Genomic DNA, 22,618 nt, shown 5'->3' with positions numbered 1-22,618 from the left:
GATCCAGCCCTTGTGATCGAGGGCCCATACATGGTTGGCATGCTGAGGCACCGTCAGTTGCCCCATCCGCGGCGGCGCTCGTCGCCGGATCCGACGGCTGCTTACCAGTCCCGCCCGCTTGAGAATCCCGCCCGCCGTCGAGGCCGAGGGCCAATCCACATCCCCTTGGCGAGCCTCAAGCTTGCTGACGATCTTGCGCGGGCCCCAGCTCGGCCGCTCGAGCCGCAGCCCAACGATCGCATCCACGATGTGCTGCGGCGTCGCTCGCCCATGCACCCACGCGGCGTGGGAGCGATCGGCAAGTCCTCCAGGTCCCTCCAACCGGTAACGATCCAGCCATTTGTAACCGGTCTTGCGGCTGATCTCGTAGCGCTCGCAAAGCTCCGTCATCGTCCACAAGCCGGTTCGCTGTTCCGATATGAAGCTAATCCGCTGGTCCATCGCACAGCTCTCTCGCCAAGGCATCGGCTGATCCTCCCAGCCGATAGAGAACTGTTACCCATCCATCCGGTCTACTGTGTTACCCATCTATCCGGTCTGGACAGCGCGCCACCTTCTCCCACAAGGGGAGAAGGAAGAGAGAACCCTACGATCCTCCGCCCGCGGTGCCCGAATTCACCGGGGCGAGCTCGTCTTCCCGGCAGCGCCAGCCGTCGGCGGCTTTGACGAAGGCGAAGGTTCGCTGGACCCTCAGCCGGCGCGTGACGTTGAAGACGTCTGCTGGGCGCGTCTTGTTGCCGGCTCCCTGCTGCGGCCGACCCGTCGTGGCGTCCCAGCAGGTGCCGGTGCAGATGGAGGCGATCCTGCTGCACACGGTGAAGGGAGCGAGCACGGCCATTTCGATTTCGCCCGTGACCTGTGCCTCCTGGTCGGTCACTTGGCTGTCGAGCGCATAGACGCGGTTGATGCGCAGGAAGTTGCCGCAGGAATTGGCCGCATGAATCCGCGCGGCGCAGAAATCGACGGCGTCGGCGTCGGGAATGCGGGCCGCGACCTGCCGGCCGAACACTTTTTTGGGATCGCCCTTCGCGGCGCGGATTTCATCTGTCTTGCGCTTCAAATGGTCGGCGAGACAGTCCTCCGCGGATTCCAGCTCCTGCAGCGGCACGTTCTCCTTGCCGACCAGATTGCATTTGCGGTCGCGCTCGCGCGTCCACCGTCCATATTCGGCGAAGGCAAAGCGTGCCGCAGTCGGGTCCAATTTGCCGATCAGGCCGAGCACCTGGCCGTTGAGCTCGGTTTCGGCAAGCGTCAGCGAGGGGTCTGCGCAGATCACCGCGCCCGCAGCAGTGTTGGCCGCAAGGCAGTCGAAATCCGGATCGCGAACGATCGCGGCGCGCTCTTCGGTGACCTTGAGCAGGCACGCCTTGACCGTCTCGAATTGGTCGGGGCGGATCGCGGTCTGGCCGACGATGCCGCAGCTGAGGTTGCGTTGGTGGACCCAGATCGCATTCTCCTCGATAGCGGGCAGGCGATCCGGCAGGCGGGCGAGCCGCTCCTCGATCGCGATGCTCAGCTTCTCGGCGGCGTCGGCAAGCGCGGCATCACCGCAGAACAATTGGTTGCCGGGGTCGCGAATCAGCTGGCAGTTGTTCCTGGCAAACAGCGGCAGCCTGTCGGCGATCGCGCGGTCGGATTCCGCGGACGCGGGCACCGCCGGCAATGCCAGCAGCGCAAGCACAGACAGCACGATGAATCGCATTCCAAGTCGCCCCCGCACGGAAGGCGCCATGCTAGCGTCTGGTCTTGCGCGGTGAAATGGGTTTGTGGGGACGAGCAGTGGAAGGTCTGTAGCCCGGATGGAGCGCAAGCTTAATCCGGGGCCGGTGCGAGTGGTAAGAGTCTCGGATTTTGCTGCGCTCTATCCAGCTACGAACAATCAACGTGCCTCGGCGGCCGCCATCGAGACCTGTACCGGCTCGTCGACATATTTCAGCACGGCCGACTGGTGGAGCACGAACAGTGGCTGATAGCTCCGCGTCGCGTCATCCTTGACCATCGCCATGCGGCGATTGTCCAGCATCAGCCATTCCCCGTCGAGCTTTGCCGCGGCAATTGCGTGCGCCTCGCCGGCCCTGACGTCTCGCACCACGACGATGCGGAGGTCCTCAGAGGCAACTCCCGCCAGCCGCAGCGCGGCCAGCTTGGCGATGGCATAGTCCTCGCAATCGCCGGTCCCGCGCGCGAAGGTCGAAAGCGGCGAGCTCCAGACGTCGTCGGTGCCATCATTGGCGGCATGGATGGCGAGATTGATGGCGCGGTTGACCTCGCCGAGCCGCGCGCGACCGTCGCGGGCGCGGGCGTGGTCGACGATGGCGAGCAGCTCGAGCGCGGCCGGTGAAGCGCAATTGTCCCTGTCGCCGTCGCACAGCGCGAGCTGCACCATGTCGTCGTCGAGCTTGTCCTTCAGCGCGGACCATCGCTGCTGCAGGCCACCGGACGAGATGGCGAAGGCGAACACGCCGAACGGTTCGGCGGATTTGCGCACGAGGACGCCGGCGCCGGGCGACAGCAGCGTGCCGGCGCGAAGCTCGGCGGCCGATCCAAGCAGGATCAAGCCGCACATGACAAGGATTGCGCGCCAGGCGCGCGAGCGAGCAGCGGTCTCCATCTGACATCCCCTTCCCAGGCTTCACGAGATCCCCCTCGATCTCGACGTGCCGGGCTTTGTTGCTTTCGCGGAGATAGTGCGAGACGGGCCGTTTTGTTCTGCTTAACGCGGCCGGCAGGGGTTCCAAAACCGGGGAACAGGCTGAAATGGGCCCACCCAAATTGCGTAAAATTTTACGATTCGCCGGCTAGGAGGTGGCTCGTTGCCGCGAAATGGAGCCAGTTGCAGACACAGGTTGTGGCAGTGCCCGAATCTGGGTCCTGTGGGCTAACAACCCCCCATTTCATGGGGTTCTGTTAGATAGGTCACAGATTTAACTCCGTATTTGCCCCAAGATGCTGCGGGACCTCGCGAAGGAAAGATGATGAAAGTATCTGCTTCGTAACTATACAGCAGATTACTTTGGATGACTGGAAATGCGTGAAAGCAGGCTGAATTCGATATACGAATATTTGAGGAATTACTTTTGCTCCTCCGTCGCGGCGCCACGCCCTGGGGCCTTCCGGCGCGAAGTGATGCGAAATCACACAAGCAATAGATGGTATCGCTAAGGACTTGCTAATGCTATGCAAGCTTAGGCGGTCGATACTTACTTAAATTTTAACCCTTTTACGGTGCCCGGTTGAATTACGCTGGCCAATTTGACGGCGCGATTTCTTTGGACGGCCAGGGTTCCCGCTCGCCCGTCGGGGCGAATATCGATTCTTTTACCGCAAAGGCGAACGGTCACGTGCCCGAGGGCGCGTTCGTTGTTCCCGACCCCAATCTGATCTTCAACGGCGAGTTCAAGCGTGCCGGGCTCGATCTTGTGCTGTCCCACGACGGTCATGAGTTCGTCGTTCACGATTATTTCAGGGGCGACAAGCGGGCCGCGATCGCTTCGCCCGACGGCGCCCATCTCAGCGGCGACGTCGTCAACGCGCTCACCGGCCACGTCCAGGTTGCCCAGGCCGCGCCAGGTACCGGTGCGGGCCAGGTCATCGGTCACGTCACCAAGCTCGTGGGCAGCGCGACCGCGATCCGCAACGGCGTCTCGGTCATCCTGAACAATGGCGACAACGTCGAGAAGGGCGACGTGGTCTCGACCGGCGCCGATTCGACGCTCGGCATCACCTTCATCGACGGCACCGTGTTCGGCCTGTCCTCCAACGCGCGGATGGTGCTGAACGAGATGGTCTACGACCCCAACGGGTCGAACAATTCCTCGCTGCTCAGCCTGGTCGCGGGCACCATCACCTTCGTCGCCGGTGAAACCGCCAAGCGCGGCGACATGAAGGTCGACACGCCGGTCGCCACCATGGGCATCCGCGGCACGGCGGTGCTGACCCAGATCAACTTCGTCGTTCCCGCCGGCGGCGGCGATCCGCAGCCGCAGGCGAGCTTCCAGGTGCTGGTCGAGCCGAACGGTACGACCGGCTCCTACATCCTGTTCGACAAGGTCACGCTGCTGCCGATCGCGACGGTCAACCAGGCCGGCCAGATGATCCAGATCAGCGGCGGCAACGTCTCGATCACCAATGCACTGATGTCGCCGGAGGTGCAGAAGCTGATCACGGACGTGTTCACGCTGAAGTTCACCGACAACAACACCAACACCAAGCTGACCACGAACTATACCGATACGATCACGCCGTTCGGCTACGAGGTGTTGCTCAAATCGTCGTCCGGCCCCACCGCCACCGCGACATTCGTCAATCTCAATCCGCAGACGCAGGAAAGCCCCAACACGTCGACGCCGACGGTCGGCCGCATTCCCGGTCAACCGATCGTGCAAAGCTTCGACCTCGGCGGCAACGTGAAGACGGCGTTCGCGCTGACCGAACGGGCGGACACCACCGGCGATACGCGCGCCGACACGATTTCCGGATTGATCAGATTCCTCGATCAAAACCTCGGCGACCTGCCGACGGTGAGCGTGAGCCTCGCCGAGGCGCCGAACTACGTCTACAAGAACGCCGGCCAGCAGGACGTTACCGCCTCGCTCACCGAGTTGCAGAAGCAGGACATCGCGGCGACGCAGATCCAGATCAGCGTCGTCCCTGACCCCGCGAACAACAACAACGGCTCGGCGGTCTGGACCTACACGATCCCCGACCACGTCTTCGACTTCCTCGCCGCCGGCGAAACCCTGACGCTGACCTACATGGTCCGCGTCGACACCAATTTCACGGTGAACCCCGAGTCCAGGTTCATCCCGATCACCATCACGATCACGGGAACGAACGACAAGCCTACCGTTGCGACGTCAGGCGGCACCGTCATCGAACAGGTCGGGACCGGCAACGAGGCGCTGGACATCATCACGGGCACGGTCACCTTCACCGACGTCGATCTGACGGACCGGCCGATCGTGAGCGCGGCGCTCTCATCCGTCGAGCCGTTCAAATATCTCGATGCCGAAGGCAACGATATCACTGCGTCCCTGACGCCGGAGCAACTCGCGGCGATCGCTGCCGTCAAAGTGCCGCTGACCGTGGTTCAGGGTGCCGGAAACAGCAACAACGGCACGGCCACCTGGACCTACAGCGTTCCCGACCATCTCTTCGACTTCCTGGCCGAGGACGAGAAGCTGATCCTCAACTACGTGGTGCAGGTCGATGACGGGCACGGCGGCGTCGTGAGCACGCCGATCACCGTGTCCATCGACGGTGCGGACGTCAATGTCGAGGGCACCAACGACCTGCCGACGATCGTCGAGGACTCGACGACGCCCACCGGAGCTGTGACAGAGGATACGGCGGCAACCCTGACGGCGAACGGCACCATCGCCTTCAACGACCCCGATCTTACGGATACGCACACTGCCAGTTACGTCCTGAAGGCGACGACGTCGAACGCGCATCTGCCCGGCTTCGGCAACGGCACCTCGCATATCGGGACCTTCGCGCTGACCGCGGTGAGCGAGAGTCCGGGTGTCAGCACGCGCGGATCGGTGGGCTGGACCTTCACGCTCAACGACAACGATCCGGTGCTGCAGTCGCTGGCCGGAGGCCAGACCATCACCCAAGTCTACACCGTGACCGTCGACGACCATCACGGTGGCACCGTCACCCGGGACGTCACGGTCACCATCACCGGCACCAATGACACGCCGACCATCACGAGTGATGCAGACGCTGCAAAGGGCAGCGTCACCGAGGATGCCTGCGCGACGCTGTCGATCGAGGGCACGCTCGCGATTCAGGATCTCGATCTGATCGACAGCCACACCGCGCAGGCCGCATTCAAGTCGGCGACGTCGAACGCGCATCTCCCGGGCTTCGATGGTAATACGCCGCTCGGCATCTTCACGATCGATTGCGAGGTCGCGGAGTTCAACACCGATACCGACAACAGCGCGACGCTGGGCTGGCACTTCAGCCTCGACAACGACAATGCGGTGCTGCAATCGCTGGCACATGGCCAGACCATCACCCAGGTCTACACCGTCACCTTTACTGACGATCACGGTGCACAGGTCTCCCAGGACGTCACTGTCACGATCAACGGCGCCAACGACGCGCCGACGATCACGAGCGATCCCGAGGCGGCAACGGGTGCGGTTACCGAGGATGACGGCGCCTCGCTGACGACCAGCGGTACGCTGGCGATCCAGGACGTTGACCTGATCGACACCCATACGGCGCAGGTGCAGTTCAAGTCATCGTCCGTCAGTTCGGCTCTGCCGGGATTCGAGGACGACAGCACGAATATCGGCACCTTCTCCATCGGCGCGGTGTCCGAATCCAACGCCGACACCAGCAACGGCGCGACGCTCGACTGGCACTTCACGCTCGACAACAGCGATCCCGTGCTGCAGTCGCTGGCGGAAGGGCAGACCATAACTCAGGTCTACACCGTCACCTTCAAGGACAATCACAACGCGACTGTCACGCAAGACGTCACTGTCACCATCACCGGCACCAACGATGCGCCGACCGTCTCCTATGTGACGTCCGACTACATGAACTTCGACGGTGCGACCATCGCGGTCGGCGACATACCGACGGTCGCCATCGACGACGTGACGCTGGACGGCTGGGTGAACTGGAACGGAGACGCTGCCTCCGCCAGCCAGGTCTTGTTCTACAATGGCAATACCTCGACCACCGGTTTCGGCCTCATGGGCACCGTCATCAGCGGCAAGCTGGAGATCGCGATTCTCGAGGGCGGCGTCGAGATCCAGGATACCGGCTTCGCGCTTACTGCGGGGCAATGGCATAACCTCGCCTTGACGCGTGACGACGGCATCTTCACGCTTTATGTCGATGGCAACGCCGTATATTCCCACAGTGGCGGCGTCAACGCGATCGCTGGCGCTCAGGAACCGTCCTATATGATGATCGGAGCGGCGAGCGGCAGGTACGCTCCGGGCTTCGGCACGCAAGGCTTCACCGGCTCGATCGCCGATGTCAGCGTCTGGACCACCGCACTCACGCAGGCGCAAATCCAGTCGTACGACTTCACCGCGCTCACCGGCAACGAGGCCAATCTGGTCGCCTATTATACGCTGGGCGACGGCAGCGGGAGCACGGCCTCCAATACGGTCAACCCAACCAAGAGCCTCGCCATTGAAGGTGATGCGGATTGGGCCAGCGGGACCTCCGGGCCGGGCGGCGCATTTGCCAATCTGATGGAGACCAACGGCGGCCAGCTCTCGCATGGCGTGCTGGCGGTCTCCGACGTCGACGCGACCGATCACGTCACGGTATCGGTCGATGCGGTGCAGGTTAAGCTCGACAACGTGTTGCAAACGGGCAGCGTCGGCGGGATGTCGCATGCCGATCTCCTGAACTATCTGACCGTGCCGTCCGGCGACATTCTCAACGGCACGGCGACCCACGCCCAGTTTACCTGGCAATTCAACTCGTCCGGCCAGGCCTTCGACTTCCTCGCCGCCGGTCAGACGCTATCGCTGCAATACACCATCGTTCCGTCGGATGCTCAGGGCTTTGGAACTAGCGCGGTCGTGACCATCAACATCACCGGCACGAACGACGCACCGATGCTGTCCGATCTCCACATCGGCCCGCTCACGGACACCGCTGACGACGACACCTTCTCCAACCTCACCGGGCAACTGGCCGGGACAGACGCCGATGGCGGTGAGACGGCGACGCTGACCTATGCCGTCCTCAATTCAGATCACCAGGCGACCACGACGGTCGCGGGACTCTACGGCTCGCTGACGGTCAATTCCAACGGCAGCTACAGCTACGTTCCCAACGCAGCGGCCATCAACGCCCTTTCGGATGGGGCCTATACCGATATATTCACCGTCCAGACCAAAGATGCGCATGGTGCGACCGGCACGGCAATGCTCACGGTGGACGTGACCGGCGCGGCCGACGAGAACGTCGCACCGGTGATCGACGTCAACCAGATCAGCGTATCGCAGGAAGGCGTCCTGGTCTTCGTTCACGGCATCACGGTCACCGACGCCGACGCTGCTCCCGATGAAACCTTTGCACTCACCGCGGTGGCGGACTCGGGCACTTATGTGGAGCCTGCACCGACGTCCGATACCTTGGACAGCGTCAATTCAGCACTCCAGGGGCTGGCATACACCGAGCCCGGCCAAAGCACGGCTGCCACGGACAAAGTGGCTATTACCGTCACCGACGGTCATGGCGCGACCGATACGGTCAACCTGATCTTCAATTTGAGCGAACAAGGTCCGGTGACGCTCGCCAGCACGACCGGCAAGGACGTGCTGTTCGGGACCGGTTATCAGGACCAGTTCAAGTTCGCAGCCAATTCGAACCAGGACACGGTCCTAAACTTCACCTCGGGTACGGACAAGATCGACCTGACGGCCTTGGGGACGATCAGCGACATCGAGGCGTGGATGGATCAACATGTGTCCGCGTCGGGGACGGTGGACACCCTGATCACGATCGACGCGGCAAACACGGTTCTCCTGAAGTGCGTCAGCAGTCTTCAGGCGAGCGACATACTCCATGCCTGATCGCGGCGAGATCGGCCGCGGGCGTCTGCTCATCCGATCCGTGCTGCCGTTTGCCACGAAAGCGTGATATTCCACCACCATGAAACGTCTGAAGATCCTGCGGCGGTGGTTTGCGCGGAAGTTCGGCCTTGCGCGGCTGATCTGCCTTGCGCTGCTGGTCTTGTTCGCGGGCGCGCGCCTGTGGGATCCGCCGCCGATCCAGGAATTGCGGCTGCGCACCTTCGACATGTTTCAATTGATCGATCCGCGCGAGAAGGCGGCGCGGCCGGTCGTCATCGTCGATATCGACGACAAGAGCCTCACCAGACTCGGACAGTGGCCGTGGCCGCGCACGCGCATCGCCGATATGGTCCAGAACCTCACCAACAACGGCGCGGTGGCGATCGGCTTCGACATGGTCTTCTCCGAAGCCGACCGGCTCAACCCGGATCAGGTCGCGAGCCAGATGCGCTATCTCGACGACGCGACCCGCGCCAAGCTGCGTGAGCTGCCAAGCAACGATCAGATCCTCGCCGACGCGATCAAGCGCTCGCACGTCGTGCTGGGCGAGACCGGGCTTCCGGAGGTCTTGTCCGAGCTCGACAAGTCGCTGCCGTTCACGGGGGTTGCAACGGTGGGGGAGGACGGGGCCGAGCGTTTCCTGTTCGAATTCCCCGGCTTGCTCCGCAACGTGCCGGTCATCGAGAGGGCCGCGGCCGGCCGCGGCCTGTTCTCGATCCGGACCGAGCGTGACGGATTGATTCGCCGCGTGCCGATGATCATGCGCGCCCAGGGCAACATCATGCCCTCGCTCAGCCTCGAGATCCTGCGCGTCGTCACGGGCACGCCGACCCTGCTGGTCCGTACCGATAAGACGGGCATCAAGTCGATCCGCCTCAAGGGTTTGGAGGTTCCGACCGACAAGAACGGTCAGCTCTGGGTGCACTATGCCCGCCGGGATCCTTCGATCTACGTCTCCGCGGTCGACGTGCTCGACAATGCGGTGCCGCCCTCGAGATTTGCCGGCAAGCTGGTGCTGGTCGGCACTTCCGCGGGCGGCTTGAACGACATCAAGACCACGCCGGTGTCCCGGGCCATGCCGGGTGTCGAGATCCATGCCCAGGTGCTGGAGGGCGTGCTGAGCCGCGCGGTGATCTCGCAGCCGAACTATGCGCTGGGCGTCGAGCTGATCGCGGCGCTGATCATCGGCCTGCTCGTCATCATCTTCACGCCGAATCTCGGCCCCGTCCGCCTCGTGCTGGTGGGCGCGGCCTTCGCGGCCATCCTGATCGGCGTGTCCTGGTTCTCCTACACGCAGCACCGCTATCTCATTGATTTCACCTATCCGCTGCTGTCGACGACCGCAGTCTACCTGACGCTGATCTTTGCGAGCTTCGTGCGCGAGCAGCGTCAGCGCGTGCAGATCCGCGGGCAATTCGCGCAATACATGTCGCCTGTGCTGGTCGAGCAGCTGGCGCAGTCGCCGGAAAAGCTCGTGCTCGGCGGCGAGGAACGCGAGATGACGATCATGTTCTCCGACGTGCGCGGCTTCACCACGATCTCCGAGAGCTACAAGCACGATCCGCAGGGGCTGATCGAGCTGATGAACCGCTTCCTGACGCCGCTGACCGACGTCATCATCGAGCGCAAGGGCTATATCGACAAGTACATGGGCGACGCCATCATGGCGTTCTGGAACGCGCCGCTCGACGACGCCGAGCACGAGATCAACGCCTGCGAAGCCGCGATCCAGATGCTCGAGCAGATCGACGAGGTCAACAAGGAGCGCGAGCAGGAGGCCGCTGACGGCGGCCACGTCTATATCCCGCTCAATGTCGGCATCGGTCTCAACACCGGAATCGGCGTGGTCGGCAACATGGGGTCCGACCTGAAGAAGAACTATTCGGTGCTCGGCGACAGCGTGAACCTGGCCTCGCGCCTCGAGGGCCAGTCGAAGGCATACGGATTTCCGATCATCGTGGGATCGCGCACCGCGCTCGCCGCCAAGGAGAAGTTCGCGATCCTCGAGCTCGACTTCATCATGGTCAAGGGCAAGACTGAGCCGGAAGTGATCTACGCCATCGCCGGCCGCGAGGACGTGATGCATTCGGCCGCGTTCCAGCGCCTGCGCAACATCACCATCGAGATGCTCGGCTGCTACCGCAGCCGCGACTGGCAGGGCGCACTGGATGCGATCGAGCGCGGCCGCAAAAGCGAGGACGCCGACACGCTGGAGAAGCTGTTCAGGCTTTACGAGGCGCGGATCAAGGATTTCCAGATCGATCCGCCGCCGGAGGGCTGGACCGGCGCCTATGCCCTGCTGACCAAGTAGTCGTCACGGTCACCGCTCGTGCAGGGTGGGCAAAACATAGCATGCCTACCATATGCAGGTGCATCGAGGTAAGGATGGTGGTGGGACGGCGCTTGGCGCCTCTGCCCAACCAAAAGAAAAAAGGGCGAGCTGAGTGATGGACGCACAAGTGAGACAGAACGACCGCATCGGGGTGCTCGAAGAGCTCCTCAACGAGCGCTACTCCGTTCGCGCATTTCTCCCCAAGGAGGTCGATCGCGCCACCATCGAGCATGTGCTAGCGACCGCGCAGCGCACGGCGTCCTGGTGCAACAGCCAGCCCTGGCAGGTCATCATCGCCAGCGGCGAGGCCAAGGAGCGCTTTCGCAAGGCGATCTACGCGGAGGCCTCGAAAGGCCTCGGCGATGACTACGACTTCACGCCACCGCGCGAATATGTCGGGATCTATCTCGATCGCCGCCGCGAGAGCGGCTTCCAGCTCTACAACACGCTCGGCATCGCCCGCGGCGACAAGGCGGCCTATGCCAAGCAGGCGCTGGAGAACTACAATTTCTTCGGCGCACCGCATGTCGCCATCATCCACACCAACGAGCCGCTCGGCATCTACGGTGCGATCGATTGCGGCGCCTATGTCTCCAACTTCGTGCTGGCGGCGCAGGCGCTCGGGCTCGGTACCATTCCGCAGGCCGCGCTGGCGCGGCATTCCGGCCTGATCCGCCGCCACTTCGATCTGCCCGATGACCGCCGCGTCGTCTGCGGCATCTCGTTCGGCTATGCGGACCATGCGCATAAGGTCAACAGCTACCGCACCTCGCGGGCGAGCGTGGCCGAGACCGCAACCTTCGTGGATGTGTGATCGCGACGTGAGCCGGACGCATCGGCGTCAGACGCGCGCGCGAAGACGGCCGTGGAAGCGGCCGTCTTCGTCTCGTTCCGGTGCGATTGACGGCGGCGGTCAGCCGCCGCTGCCGCCGATCACGGCCCGCACGGTCTCGTCAGGCCCAAAATCCTCGGCGCCGTCGACATAGAGCAGCGCCGCGAGCTTCGAGCGGGCGCGGTTCACGCGGCTCTTGATGGTGCCGACCGCACAGCCGCAGATCGAGGCCGCGTCCTCATAGGAGAAGCCGGACGCGCCGACCAGGATCAAGGCTTCACGCTGATCCTGCGGAAGCTTGTCGAGCGCGGTGCGAAACTCCTCGAATTCGAGGTGCGCATTCTGCGAGGGCTGGGTCTTCAGCGTCTTGGCGTAATTGCCCTCGGCATCTTCGACCTCGCGCCGCCGCTTGCGATAGTCGGACCGGAACAGGTTGCGCAGGATCGTGAATAGCCAGGCCGGCAGGTTGGAGCCGGGCTGGAACGAGTCGATGTTGGCGAGCGCACGCAGCAGCGTCTCCTGGACCAAATCGTCGGCGCGGTCCGCATTGCCGCTGAGCGAGATGGCGAACGCGCGCAGACTGGGCACGGCCGCCAAGATGTCGTTACGCAGGGAGTCCGTGAGAGGCATTAATCCCTCCCATTGTTGTTGTCGTTGGATCCGCCCTCATTTTCTACGTGGGGTGACGCTCCCGGCGCATCAAGCTTCTTGATCAGTTCTGCGAACCGATCCGGAACCCCCTGTCGCACGACATCGTCGTACATGGCGCGCAACTGGTGCCCGATCCGGGATTGAATCTCCGGAGTCAGGCCTCCCTTGCCGGGGGTCGTGCTTCTGCTGGCTTGAGACTTGAGATCTTTCATGACCTGTTCCACGTTTCCCCGAGTTAAGTGACTGTAAAATCGAGAAGTTTTCTCAACCGGGAGCCGTTCCCTGGATAGGCACAATTCCAGCTGCGCCAAAAAGTTCCCAGTTCGGCGGAACTTTTGTTGTCGTGAGGCGTAGATAGCCCAGCAGGGGAACCTGGGCCCCCCGCGTGATGCCTGACCTCAGGATTGGACCTCAAGGTTGGCCCGAAGACGAATGGAGTGGGGATGTCCCGTTCACAGGTAGTTGCTGAACACTTGCCGTTGTTGCGCAGGTACGCGCGGGCTCTGACAGGCAGCCAGGCCTCCGGTGACGCCTATGTCGCCGCCATGTTGGAAGCCATGCTGGGCGATCCGTCGGTGCTCGACGAGAACCATGGGCCCCGGGCCGGCCTGTTCCGGCTCTTCACCCAGATCTGGAATTCAGTCTCGATCAACGACGATGCCGAGGTGACGACCTTGCCGATGCCGCCGGAACGGCGGCTGTCGAACATCACCCCGCTGCCGCGCCAAGCCTTCCTGCTGCTCTCGCTCGAGGGCTTTTCGGAAGAGGAAGTCGCCTTCATTCTCGGCACCGATGTTGCCGAGACGCGCCGTCTTGCGGACGCAGCCGGACGCGAGATGGCCGCCGAGATCGCCACCGACGTGCTGATCATCGAGGACGAGACCTTCATCGCCATGGACCTCGAGAGCCTGGTGAAGAATCTCGGCCACAACGTCGTCGGCGTCGCGCGCACCCATGCCGATGCGGTGGCACTGGCCAAGAACAAGCGGCCGGGGCTGATCCTTGCCGATATCCAGCTTGCCGACGGCTCGTCGGGCCTGGACGCCGTCAACGAGCTCCTGCGCACCTTCGAGGTGCCGGTGGTGTTCATCACCGCCTATCCGGAGCGCTTCCTCACCGGCGAGCGTCCCGAGCCGGCGTTCCTGATCTCAAAGCCGTTCCAGCCCGCGATGGTATCGGCGGTGGCGAGCCAGGCCCTGTTCTTCCAGCGCAACTCGCGCAATCGCACGCCCAAAGCGCCTGCGGCGTAACAAGGCGCCTGCGGCCGTCCCAATAGCGAAGTCCGGCGTGCCCAAGGCACGCCGGATTTTTTTTCATGCCGCCGGCCCGCTTGACGGGCGCTGAATTCGCCGCCCATAGCTCATGTAGCAGCTGCGCGTGCGACCACGCCAATCGGAGACGTGCCCATGGACCAGCAACTCGTCGATCGTCTCGCCATCCGCGATCTCGTCGAGAACTGGGCGGTGTGGCGCGATGCCGGCGACTGGGAGCGCTTTGCCACGGTTTGGCACGAAGAAGGCTGGATGTCCGCGACCTGGTTTCAGGGGCCGGCCCGGGATTTCATGCGGGTCAGCCAGGAGGGTTTTGCCAGGGGCGTGCGCATCCTGCATTTCCTCGGCGGCACCAGCATCGATCTTGCGGGTGCGCGAGCGATCGCGCAGACCAAGATGACCATCTCGCAGCGCGGCCTCGTGCACGACGTGCTCTGCGACGTCGTCTGCACCGGACGCTTCTACGATTTCCTGGAGAAGCGGGACGACCCATCAGGTATCGGCAAATGGGGCATCGTCCGCCGCCAGCCCATCTACGAGAAGGACCGCATCGACCCGGTCGATCCCGCCGCGACGCTTCGGCTCGACCAGGATGCGCTGGCTGCACTCCCCGAGGGCTACCGCCACCTCGCCTACATGCAGGAGCTGATCGGCTACAAGGTGAAGCGCGACATGCCGGGCCTGATCGGCCCCGAGGTCGAGAAGCTCTATGGCGAGGGCCGGGAGTGGCTGGCAGGAAAGGCGAAGTAGGCCCCAGATAAAAGTAAGGCGCGACTGGCATCACCACAGTCGCGCCCTACGTCGCCGGCTTATGGGGCAGGGGGGAATAGCCGGCTGTTGAGACGACTCCTGTGCGCGAAAGTCGTTCCAAGGCGCGCGAAATATTTTGCCGTCTGCTGCTTTTTTCGCACACGGTTAAGTGATCGTAGCTGTCGAGAACCCCCGATCCTGCGGCGGCGTTGTTCCCGTGCCCGCCATGGGGCGAGGGATCGACAGCCATGTCACAGATTCAAAAGGTTTTTTTGAGCGCAATTGCGGTCGTCGCCACCCTCGGTGCCGTGCAACTGGCCTCCGGCCACGATCTTGCGGACCGCTGGCAGGCGGTCGCCGACATCCCCAGCCATAGCTCCACAGCCGCGGTGGGCCACAACGTCAACCGCGTCGCCAAGACAGACCGGCTCGCCGAGATCAAGCCGGCAGCCGTTCCCACCCGTACCGTCTCGATGCGGCTGAACGACCTCGCCGATACGTCGGTGCTGCTGCGGGTTCCCGCCGTGATCGAGACCGGCAATGCCAAGACGCCGGTGCTGCTCCAGAACCAGAAGAAGCCTCGCAACAAGCCGACGATCGCCTGTGAGCCGATGGTCAGCTCCCTGACCGAGGTCGCAAGGCTGCTCCAGCCCGGCCGCTGCGTGACCTGACCCCCTCTCCGCGAGGGGTGGTTGGCGGACCCAGACTTCACATCCTCTTGATCCGCCATTGCCTCGCGCTATATCCGGGTTCCTCCCTTTTGTTTGACCGGGTAAGCGCATGACGACGTCAGATACGGCTGTGCATACGCAGCCTTTCCAGGCCGAAGTTTCCGAACTGCTGCACCTGATGGTGCACTCCGTCTATTCGGAAACCGACATCTTCCTCCGCGAGCTCATCTCCAACGCCTCCGATGCCTGCGACAAGCTGCGCTACGAGGCCATCGCCAGTCCCGCCCTGCTGGGCGAAGGCGACGCACTCAAGATCCGCATCATCCCGAACAAGACGGCCAAGACGCTCACGATCGCCGACAACGGCATCGGCATGGAGCGGCAGGAGCTGATCGACCATCTCGGCACCATCGCCCGCTCCGGCACCAAGGCGTTCGTATCCAAGCTGAAAGAGGCCAAGGACGGGCTCGGCCTGATCGGCCAGTTCGGCGTCGGTTTCTATTCCGCCTTCATGGTCGCCGAGAAGATCGTCGTGATCAGCCGCCGCGCCGGCGAGAGCGATGTCTGGACCTGGACGTCCTCCGGCGGCTCCGGCTTCGAAATCGCCCGTGCCAGCGACGAGGAAGCGGCGCGCCTGACGCGCGGCACCGAGATCGTCCTGCACCTGAAGGACGATTCCAAGAAATATCTCGAGACCTACGAGATCGAGCGTATCGTCACCGCCTATTCCGACAACATCCTGTTTCCGATCGAGCTCGTGCCCGAAGAAGGCGAGCCGCGACAGATCAATTCGGCGAGCGCGTTGTGGCAGCGCTCCAAATCCGAGCTCACGGCTGACGATTACAAGAAGGCCTATCAGCAGATCGCCTCTGCCTTCGACGATCCCGCGATGACGCTGCACTACCGCGCGGAAGGACGCTACTCCTACGCCGTGCTGCTGTTCGCGCCCTCGACCAAGCCGTTCGACCTGTTCGAGCCGAACCGCAAGGGCCGCGTGAAGCTCTACGTGCGGCGCGTCTTCATCACCGACGATGCCGACCTCTTGCCGGGCTACCTGCGCTTCATCCGCGGCGTGGTCGACAGCGAGGATCTTCCGCTCAACATTTCGCGCGAGATGCTCCAGAACAATCCGCAGCTGGCGCAGATCCGCAAGGCGGTGGCGACGCGTGTGGTGTCCGAGCTCGAAAGCCTTGCCGACAAGGACCCCGAGAATTTTGCCAAGATCTGGGACGCCTTCGGCGCGGTGCTGAAGGAAGGCATCTACGAGGATTTCGAGCGGCGCGAAAAGCTGCTCGCACTGTCGCGCTTCACCACTACGTCGGGCGAGAAGCGGTCGCTGAAGCAGGTCATCGCCGATTTCAAACCGAACCAGACCGAGATCTATTATCTCGTCGGCGACAGCATTGAGCGGCTGAAGTCCAATCCGCGGCTGGAAGCTGCGACCGCGCGCGGCATCGAGGTGCTGCTGCTGTCGGATCCCGTCGACGCGTTCTGGACCTCGATGCCCTCGGATTTCGAAGGCAAGCCGCTGAAGTCGCTGAGCCAGGGCGATCTCAATCTCGATTTGATTCCGCGTATCGACGATAAGGACGAGGCGAAGAAGGACGAGCCGGCTGCGGACGAAGCAGCCACCATCGCGGTGATCAAGGCCGCGCTGGGCGAGCGCGTCAGCGACGTCAAGGTCTCGACGCGCCTGACCAGCTCGGCCTCCTGCCTCGTCGCCGACAGCCAGGGTCCGAGCCGCGAGCTCGAGCGCATCTTGTCGCAGCAGAACCGCGGCATGAAGACCAAGCCGATCCTCGAGATCAATTTGCGCCATCCGCTGGTCACCGCGGTCACCAAGGCGCAGGCTGGCTCGACAGTCGTCGAAGATATCAGCCTGCTTCTGCTCGAGCAGGCGCAGATCCTGGACGGCGAATTGCCGGAAGACCCGGCGGCGTTCGCGGCACGGCTGAACCGGCTGGTGTTGCAGGGGCTCGGCGGCTAGCGCTGCCTCGCAGCATCATTCGGACCGCCAGGTTGTCAGATCGCTCGTCGCGCAACGCCTCTGGCGCTGCGCGTCCCACTCACCTTGACGTCATCAGGTCTCAGGAACAGTCGCGGACGGCGAGATGTTGTGTCATATGAAGCGACGTCACCAATTCGAGGTTTCCCATGCGCTTGTCATTCCTCACTCTTACCGCGGTCTTCACGCTGCTGGGCGCAGCGGATGCCAGCGCGCAGCGATACGATCCGGCCTATCCCGTCTGCATGCACCGCTACGTCGGTGGCGGCCCTGGTGGCGGAGGCAGTGACTATTTCGACTGCTCGTTCACCTCGTTGGAGCAGTGCCGCGCCACAGCCTCGGGCCTTGCTGCGACCTGCGACCTCAATCCCTATTACGCCTTCAACGAGTCGCCGCCGCCGCGCCGGCGTCCCAAGAAGGTGCACTGAGGCGAACGGGACCAAGCCCAGGACTTCTGCATTCATCGCTCTTTCGACCTGGTCACACCCGTCGGCGCGCTGCCGGCGGGTGCGACCTTGGCTGCGCGCTGCCGACAGTTAATCGCGCCCTAACCGGGTTTTACCTTGTCTCTTAACGCCTGGGTCAGGGCGCGCGGGCTATACTGCCGGAAACCGCAGATCGCCCGAAAGAGTGAACAATATGACCACCGGCGTCATCGAGCAGCCGAAAGCCGCGCGCGCACCGTCGGCTTCCAAGATCTGGTTGAGGGCGATCGAGCTCACCGCGCGGATCGAAACGCTGCCGGGCCGCCTGTTCGCCGACGTCGTCGACGATTGGGCGCAGCGCCAGCCGAACCGCGTCGCTCTGGTGGCGGACGAAGCAAGCCTCGATTACGAAGGCCTCTCGAAGAGGATCAATCGCTACGCCCGCTGGGCGCGCTCGATCGGCCTGTCCAAGGGTGATACCGTTGCGCTGATCATGCCGAACGGCATCGACTATGTCGCGGCCTGGCTCGGCATCAGTCGCGTCGGCGGCGTGGTCGCACTGATCAACACCAAGCTCGTCGGGCAATCGCTCGCGCACTGCCTCGACGTCGCAATGCCCTCGCATGTCATCGTTGCGCATGAGCTGACGGGGATGCTGGACAGCGCGGCGCCGCATCTGAAGACGGAGGCAAAAGTCTGGACGCATGGCGATAGCCGCAGCGAACGTGCGATCGACGTCGCGCTTGCCGTTCTCGACGACGGCCCGCTATCGCCGGAGGAGCATGGCGAGGTCACCATCGACGACCGTGCGCTGCTGATCTACACCTCCGGCACCACCGGCCTGCCGAAAGCGGCCAGCATCAGCCACCGCCGCATCCTGAATTGGGGGTTTTGGTTCGCTGGCCTCACCGGCGCGACGCCGCAGGATCGGCTCTACGATTGTCTGCCGCTGTTCCATTCGGTCGGCGGCATCGTCGCGCCGTGCAGCATGCTGGCCGCCGGCGGTTCGGTGGTGATCGCCGAGAAATTTTCGGCCTCGCATTTCTGGTCCGACATCGTCCGGCACGACTGCACGCTGTTTCAATATATCGGCGAGCTCTGCCGTTACCTGCTCAAGGCCGCGCCCTCGGAATACGAGAATCGGCACCGCCTGCGGCTCGCCTGCGGCAACGGGCTGCGCGGCGATATCTGGGAGGATTTCCAGGCGCGCTTCGCCATTCCGCGCATCCTCGAATTCTACGCCGCGACCGAAGGCAATTTCTCGCTGTTCAACGTCGAGGGTCAGCCGGGTGCGATCGGCCGCGTCCCGGCGCTGCTCGCGCACCGCTTTCCTGCCAGGCTCGTCAAGCTTGACCCCGATAGCGGCGCGCCGCTGCGCAATGAAGAGGGCTTCTGCATCGCCTGCAGCCGCGGCGAGGCCGGCGAAGCCATCGGCCGCGTCGGCACCGCGGACGAGGGCGGTGGGCGCTTCGAGGGCTACACCGATGCCGGTGAGACCGAGAAAAAAGTCTTGCGTGACGTCTTCGTCAAGGGCGATGCCTGGTTCCGCACCGGCGATCTGATGCGGATGGACGACAAGGGATTCTTCCATTTCGTCGACCGTATCGGCGACACGTTCCGCTGGAAGGGCGAGAATGTCGCGACCTCGGAGGTGAACGATGCCGTGCGCGATTTCACCGGCGTCGTCGATGCCAGCACCTATGGCGTCAGCATTCCCGGCGCCGACGGCCGGGCCGGGATGAGCGCGATCGTCGTGAACGAGGGCTTTGACATCAGCGCGCTGCCCGCCCATCTCGCGCAACGCCTACCAGTCTACGCCCGCCCGCTCTTCATCCGCATCTCGCGCGAGCTCGACGCCACCGAGACCTTCAAGCAGAAGAAGGGCGAGCTCGCCCGCGAGGGATTTGACCCAGCCGCTGTCTCCGATCCGCTGTTCATGCTCGACCCGACATCCGGCGCGTACGTTGCGCTGGACGCGGAGACGTATGCGGCCATCTCGGGCGGTACGATCAGGCTGTAGGGCAACCAAAATCGAGAGATAGGTCCAATTTTATCTGAATTGTCCAAGAAGGCATTTACTTCTGTCGGGTAAACAGACCGCGATGGGGAGGCGGTCAGCAAGAGCCGCCGCAACAACGAGATCGATAACAAAGCGAGCCAGCCATGTCGGTAAGGTCAAAGGTCATTGAAGCGATCCAGCAGATCGCCAAGGAGCAGCACGTCACGCTTCCCGCCCTCTCGGACGATCTGTCCCTGCATGAGACGGGCTTCGACTCGCTCGCCTTCGCCATCCTGGTCGCCCGCCTCGAGGACGAGACCGGCGTCGATCCCTTCACCATTTCCGAGGACGCAGCGTTCCCCGCCACGGTGGGCGATTTCGTGCGGGCCTACGAAAATGTCCCCGCGTGAGATCTTTGCACTTCGCGACCATCTTGGCGCGGAGCTGAAAGGCCGCACCATCTCCGATGCGCATGATGTCGTGTCGCTGACGGGCATCCTGTCGCACACTGTTCTGGGCGGCCGGCTGCACGAGCTCTCCGGCCGTGCCGTGCTGCTCAAGCTGTCGGACCAGCTCCGGTCCGGCCTTGCCATGATCGAGCTCGACGGCATCGCGCGCCGCATGCTGCTGTGTCCGCCGGACCTCAATCCGGCGCATCTCGATGCCTTGATCGCGGATGCCGGGATCGATGCCGTCGTCACCGACGAGCCCGAACTCTGGGCGGCGTCCGGCGTGCCGCAGGTCGTCACCGCGCAATTGCCGCCGCAAGCCGCCGCGCCTGCCAAGACCGCGCGCGGCACCGAATGGCTGATGCTCACCTCGGGCACCTCGGGGGTGCCAAAGATCGCCGGCCATACGCTGGAAGCGCTGACCGGCGCGATTGTCGCCGAAGGCCCATCGCGCGGACCTGCACCGGTCTGGGCAACGTTCTACGACATCCGCCGCTATGGCGGCCTGCAAATCTTTCTCCGTGCCATCCTCTCCGGCGGCTCGTTGGTGCTGTCCGATCCCCATGAGGCGCTCGCCGATCACGTCGCGCGGCTGAAGGCGCGCGGTGTCTCGCATATCTCCGGCACGCCTTCGCATTGGCGCAAGCTCCTGATGAGCGGCTCGGCCGCCCAGTTCGCCCCGGCTTACGTCCGTCTCTCCGGCGAGATCGCCGACCAAGCCGTGCTCGACGGCCTGAAGGCGGCATTCCCCAATGCGTCCGTCGGCCATGCCTATGCCTCGACCGAGGCCGGCGTCGGGTTCGCCGTCAATGACGGGCTGGAAGGCTTTCCGGCCGACTATCTCGGCAACCGCAACGGCGTCGAGATGAAAGTCGTCGACGGCTCACTGCGCATCCGCTCGACCCGCACGGCTCATGCCTATATCGGCCGCAATGCGGCGTCGCTCACCGACGACGACGGCTTCGTCGACAGCGGCGACATCGTCGAGCTGCGCGGCAACCGCTATTATTTCGTCGGCCGTCGTGGCGGCATCATCAACATCGGCGGACTGAAGGTCCACCCCGAGGAGATCGAGGCCGTGATCAACCGCCATCCGGATGTACGGATGTCGCGCGCGAAGTCGCGCAAGAGCCCGATCACCGGCGGCATCGTCGTCGCGGACGTGATCCTCGCTGAGGGCACCGATCCGGCGCGTGCGAAAGAGATCCGCGACCAGATCATGGATCTGTGCCGCGCCCAGCTCGCATCCCACAAGGTGCCGGCGGTGCTCCGTTTCGTCGAGGTGCTCGACGTCACCCCGGCCGGAAAACTGGCGCGCACCGATGCATAACGTTCTCGTCACTGGCGGCAGCCGCGGCATCGGACTTGCGATCGGCAAGCGCCTGGTCGCTGCCGGCTTCAACGTCATTGCGGCGGCGCGGCGCGAGAGCGACGAGCTCAAGGCGGCCATCGCTGCCGCCGACGGGCGCCTGCATTTCCGTGCCTGCGATCTTGCCGTGATCGATGCAATCCCGGCCTTCGCAAAGCTCGTGCGCGACGAATTCGGCCCGATCTACGGCCTCGTCAACAATGCCGGTCTCGGCACCGAAGGCCTGCTGGCCACCATGCACAATTCCGAGATCGAGGCGCTGGTGCAGCTCAACGTGCTGTCGCCGATCATCCTCACCAAATATGTGGCCCGGCAAATGATGGCCGACGGCGCCGGCCGCATCATCAACATCTCCTCGATCATCGCGACGACAGGCTATAACGGCCTCTCCGTCTACGGCGCGACCAAGGCCGCCGCGACCGGCTTCACCCGCTCGCTGGCCCGCGAGGTCGGCAAGCTCGGCATCACCGTGAACGCGATCGCGCCGGGCTTCATCGACACCGAGCTCACCCACAATCTCTCCGAGGAAGGCCGCAAGCGCATTGCGGGCCGCAGCGCGCTGCGCCGGCTGCCGGAGACGGACGACGTCGCGCGCATGGTGGAATACCTTTTGGGCGAAGGCGGCCGCAACGTCACCGGCGCCGTGTTCACCATCGATGCCGGGAACACGGCGTAGACGGAACCCGGCTGCCACAGTTGCGTTGATCGTGCGCAATGACAGCCAGCCGGATTTGGTCGTAAGATGCCCCGCAATCGATTGGTTTACGTCAATCGATCTGCCCTAAACGAAGGGGAGCAGTCGATGGCCACTTCAGACATGACCGCTTCAAGCCGGGTCCTGAAAGAGCCGGTGCGTGTGAAGTCGGATGAGGTCCGCTGCCCACCGATGTCACATCAGAATTCCGGCGATCACGGCCACGAGGCGTATCCGCAGCAATTCGTGCGCCTGATCGGCTGCCACGACGTCCCTGCATCCCAGCTGCGCAAGCGTCAGGACGAGAAGCTGCACTAGCCGCTCACGGCCACTGCTTCGGCAGGTCTATCCGCTCGTGTGAAGATTCCGGCGATCCTTCGGTGAGGCGGCGGATGCGGGCGCTCGCGCATGGCAGAGTCCTTGCTGTTGAAGTCGGACACCTCGATTCTCCCATGCAACCCCTTGGGCCGCCCGACGATAGCCGCTCTCCCCCGGTGGTTGTTTGAAGCCGATCAATGATCCCGCCGGGGCATTGCAAGGCGGCCGCATCTTGTTGTCCGGGCCACTTTCGGCCAATGATCGAAAGGGGGCGCGAGCCAGCGAACCCGGATC

The 22,618-nt window shown here is 63.7% G+C and carries 18 protein-coding genes; 13 read left to right on the top strand and 5 right to left on the bottom strand.

From position 1 onward, the window contains the following. The 3 genes from I6F17_RS17115 to I6F17_RS17105 all read right to left on the bottom strand — a co-directional run. On the bottom strand, positions 1-441 hold a 441-nt coding region (locus I6F17_RS17115), incomplete at its 3' end, for a helix-turn-helix domain-containing protein (protein ID WP_225190437.1). Between the two features lie 145 nt (positions 442-586). Beyond that, positions 587-1,702 carry a lysozyme inhibitor LprI family protein gene (locus I6F17_RS17110; protein ID WP_225130100.1) on the bottom strand — a complete coding sequence of 372 codons (1,116 nt, stop codon included), beginning with the start codon at positions 1,700-1,702 and terminating at the stop codon, positions 587-589. A 177-nt stretch (positions 1,703-1,879) separates the two neighbouring features. Further along, positions 1,880-2,611: a transglutaminase-like cysteine peptidase gene (locus tag I6F17_RS17105; RefSeq protein WP_225130103.1), complete on the bottom strand. Its 732-nt coding sequence runs from the start codon at positions 2,609-2,611 to the stop codon at positions 1,880-1,882. Positions 2,612-3,341: 730 nt separating this feature from the next. On the opposite strand from I6F17_RS17105, the gene I6F17_RS17100 reads away from it, so the two are divergent. From I6F17_RS17100 to I6F17_RS17090, 3 genes are all read left to right on the top strand, one after another. Next, positions 3,342-8,558, top strand: coding sequence for a VCBS domain-containing protein (locus I6F17_RS17100; protein WP_225130105.1), 5,217 nt, complete (start codon positions 3,342-3,344; stop codon positions 8,556-8,558). 79 nt (positions 8,559-8,637) lie between these two features. Continuing rightward, positions 8,638-10,869, top strand: a complete 2,232-nt coding sequence (locus tag I6F17_RS17095; RefSeq protein WP_225130108.1) for an adenylate/guanylate cyclase domain-containing protein — start codon at positions 8,638-8,640, stop codon at positions 10,867-10,869. A gap of 136 nt (positions 10,870-11,005) precedes the next feature. Then, the gene (locus tag I6F17_RS17090) at positions 11,006-11,704 is read left to right on the top strand and encodes a nitroreductase (protein ID WP_225130110.1); all 699 of its coding nucleotides are present in this window, start codon (positions 11,006-11,008) and stop codon (positions 11,702-11,704) included. Positions 11,705-11,803: 99 nt separating this feature from the next. Here the strand turns inward: I6F17_RS17090 and I6F17_RS17085 are convergent, their stop codons facing one another. Continuing rightward, positions 11,804-12,352 (bottom strand): sigma-70 family RNA polymerase sigma factor, encoded by a 549-nt coding sequence (locus I6F17_RS17085; protein ID WP_018316216.1) that lies wholly within the window; start codon positions 12,350-12,352, stop codon positions 11,804-11,806. After that, positions 12,352-12,585 (bottom strand): NepR family anti-sigma factor, encoded by a 234-nt coding sequence (locus I6F17_RS17080; protein ID WP_025032292.1) that lies wholly within the window; start codon positions 12,583-12,585, stop codon positions 12,352-12,354. Before I6F17_RS17080 ends, I6F17_RS17085 begins: the two co-directional genes overlap by 1 nt. A gap of 231 nt (positions 12,586-12,816) precedes the next feature. On the opposite strand from I6F17_RS17080, the gene I6F17_RS17075 reads away from it, so the two are divergent. From I6F17_RS17075 to I6F17_RS17030, 10 genes are all read left to right on the top strand, one after another. Then, positions 12,817-13,623 carry a response regulator gene (locus I6F17_RS17075; protein WP_035997648.1) on the top strand — a complete coding sequence of 269 codons (807 nt, stop codon included), beginning with the start codon at positions 12,817-12,819 and terminating at the stop codon, positions 13,621-13,623. 156 nt (positions 13,624-13,779) lie between these two features. Next, on the top strand, positions 13,780-14,394 hold the full coding sequence (locus tag I6F17_RS17070; RefSeq protein ID WP_225130112.1) for a nuclear transport factor 2 family protein: 615 nt from the start codon (positions 13,780-13,782) through the stop codon (positions 14,392-14,394). Between the two features lie 248 nt (positions 14,395-14,642). After that, complete coding sequence (locus tag I6F17_RS17065; protein ID WP_109142370.1) at positions 14,643-15,065, top strand: hypothetical protein; 423 nt, start codon at positions 14,643-14,645, stop codon at positions 15,063-15,065. A 109-nt stretch (positions 15,066-15,174) separates the two neighbouring features. Continuing rightward, positions 15,175-17,052: a molecular chaperone HtpG gene (gene htpG / locus I6F17_RS17060; RefSeq protein WP_225130114.1), complete on the top strand. Its 1,878-nt coding sequence runs from the start codon at positions 15,175-15,177 to the stop codon at positions 17,050-17,052. Between the two features lie 167 nt (positions 17,053-17,219). Continuing rightward, complete coding sequence (locus I6F17_RS17055; RefSeq protein ID WP_035997672.1) at positions 17,220-17,498, top strand: DUF3551 domain-containing protein; 279 nt, start codon at positions 17,220-17,222, stop codon at positions 17,496-17,498. 202 nt (positions 17,499-17,700) lie between these two features. Further along, the gene (locus I6F17_RS17050; protein ID WP_225130116.1) at positions 17,701-19,515 is read left to right on the top strand and encodes a long-chain-acyl-CoA synthetase; all 1,815 of its coding nucleotides are present in this window, start codon (positions 17,701-17,703) and stop codon (positions 19,513-19,515) included. A gap of 143 nt (positions 19,516-19,658) precedes the next feature. Then, positions 19,659-19,904 carry an acyl carrier protein gene (locus I6F17_RS17045; RefSeq protein WP_015688794.1) on the top strand — a complete coding sequence of 82 codons (246 nt, stop codon included), beginning with the start codon at positions 19,659-19,661 and terminating at the stop codon, positions 19,902-19,904. Next, the gene (locus tag I6F17_RS17040) at positions 19,891-21,273 is read left to right on the top strand and encodes a fatty acid--CoA ligase family protein (protein ID WP_225130119.1); all 1,383 of its coding nucleotides are present in this window, start codon (positions 19,891-19,893) and stop codon (positions 21,271-21,273) included. The genes I6F17_RS17045 and I6F17_RS17040 overlap by 14 nt, the downstream gene beginning before the upstream one ends. Then, positions 21,266-21,988, top strand: a complete 723-nt coding sequence (locus I6F17_RS17035) for an SDR family NAD(P)-dependent oxidoreductase (RefSeq protein WP_225130121.1) — start codon at positions 21,266-21,268, stop codon at positions 21,986-21,988. The genes I6F17_RS17040 and I6F17_RS17035 overlap by 8 nt, the downstream gene beginning before the upstream one ends. Before the next feature lie 126 nt (positions 21,989-22,114). Further along, complete coding sequence (locus I6F17_RS17030; RefSeq protein ID WP_225130123.1) at positions 22,115-22,324, top strand: hypothetical protein; 210 nt, start codon at positions 22,115-22,117, stop codon at positions 22,322-22,324. The last annotated feature ends 294 nt before the right edge of the window (positions 22,325-22,618 follow it).

Origin of the sequence: Bradyrhizobium sp. NBAIM18, assembly GCF_020193825.1 — a bacterium.
GTDB classification, from domain to species: domain Bacteria; phylum Pseudomonadota; class Alphaproteobacteria; order Rhizobiales; family Xanthobacteraceae; genus Bradyrhizobium; species Bradyrhizobium yuanmingense.
The sequence above is the reverse complement of the archived record's forward strand: the minus strand, read 5'-3'. Positions and strand labels throughout refer to the sequence as shown.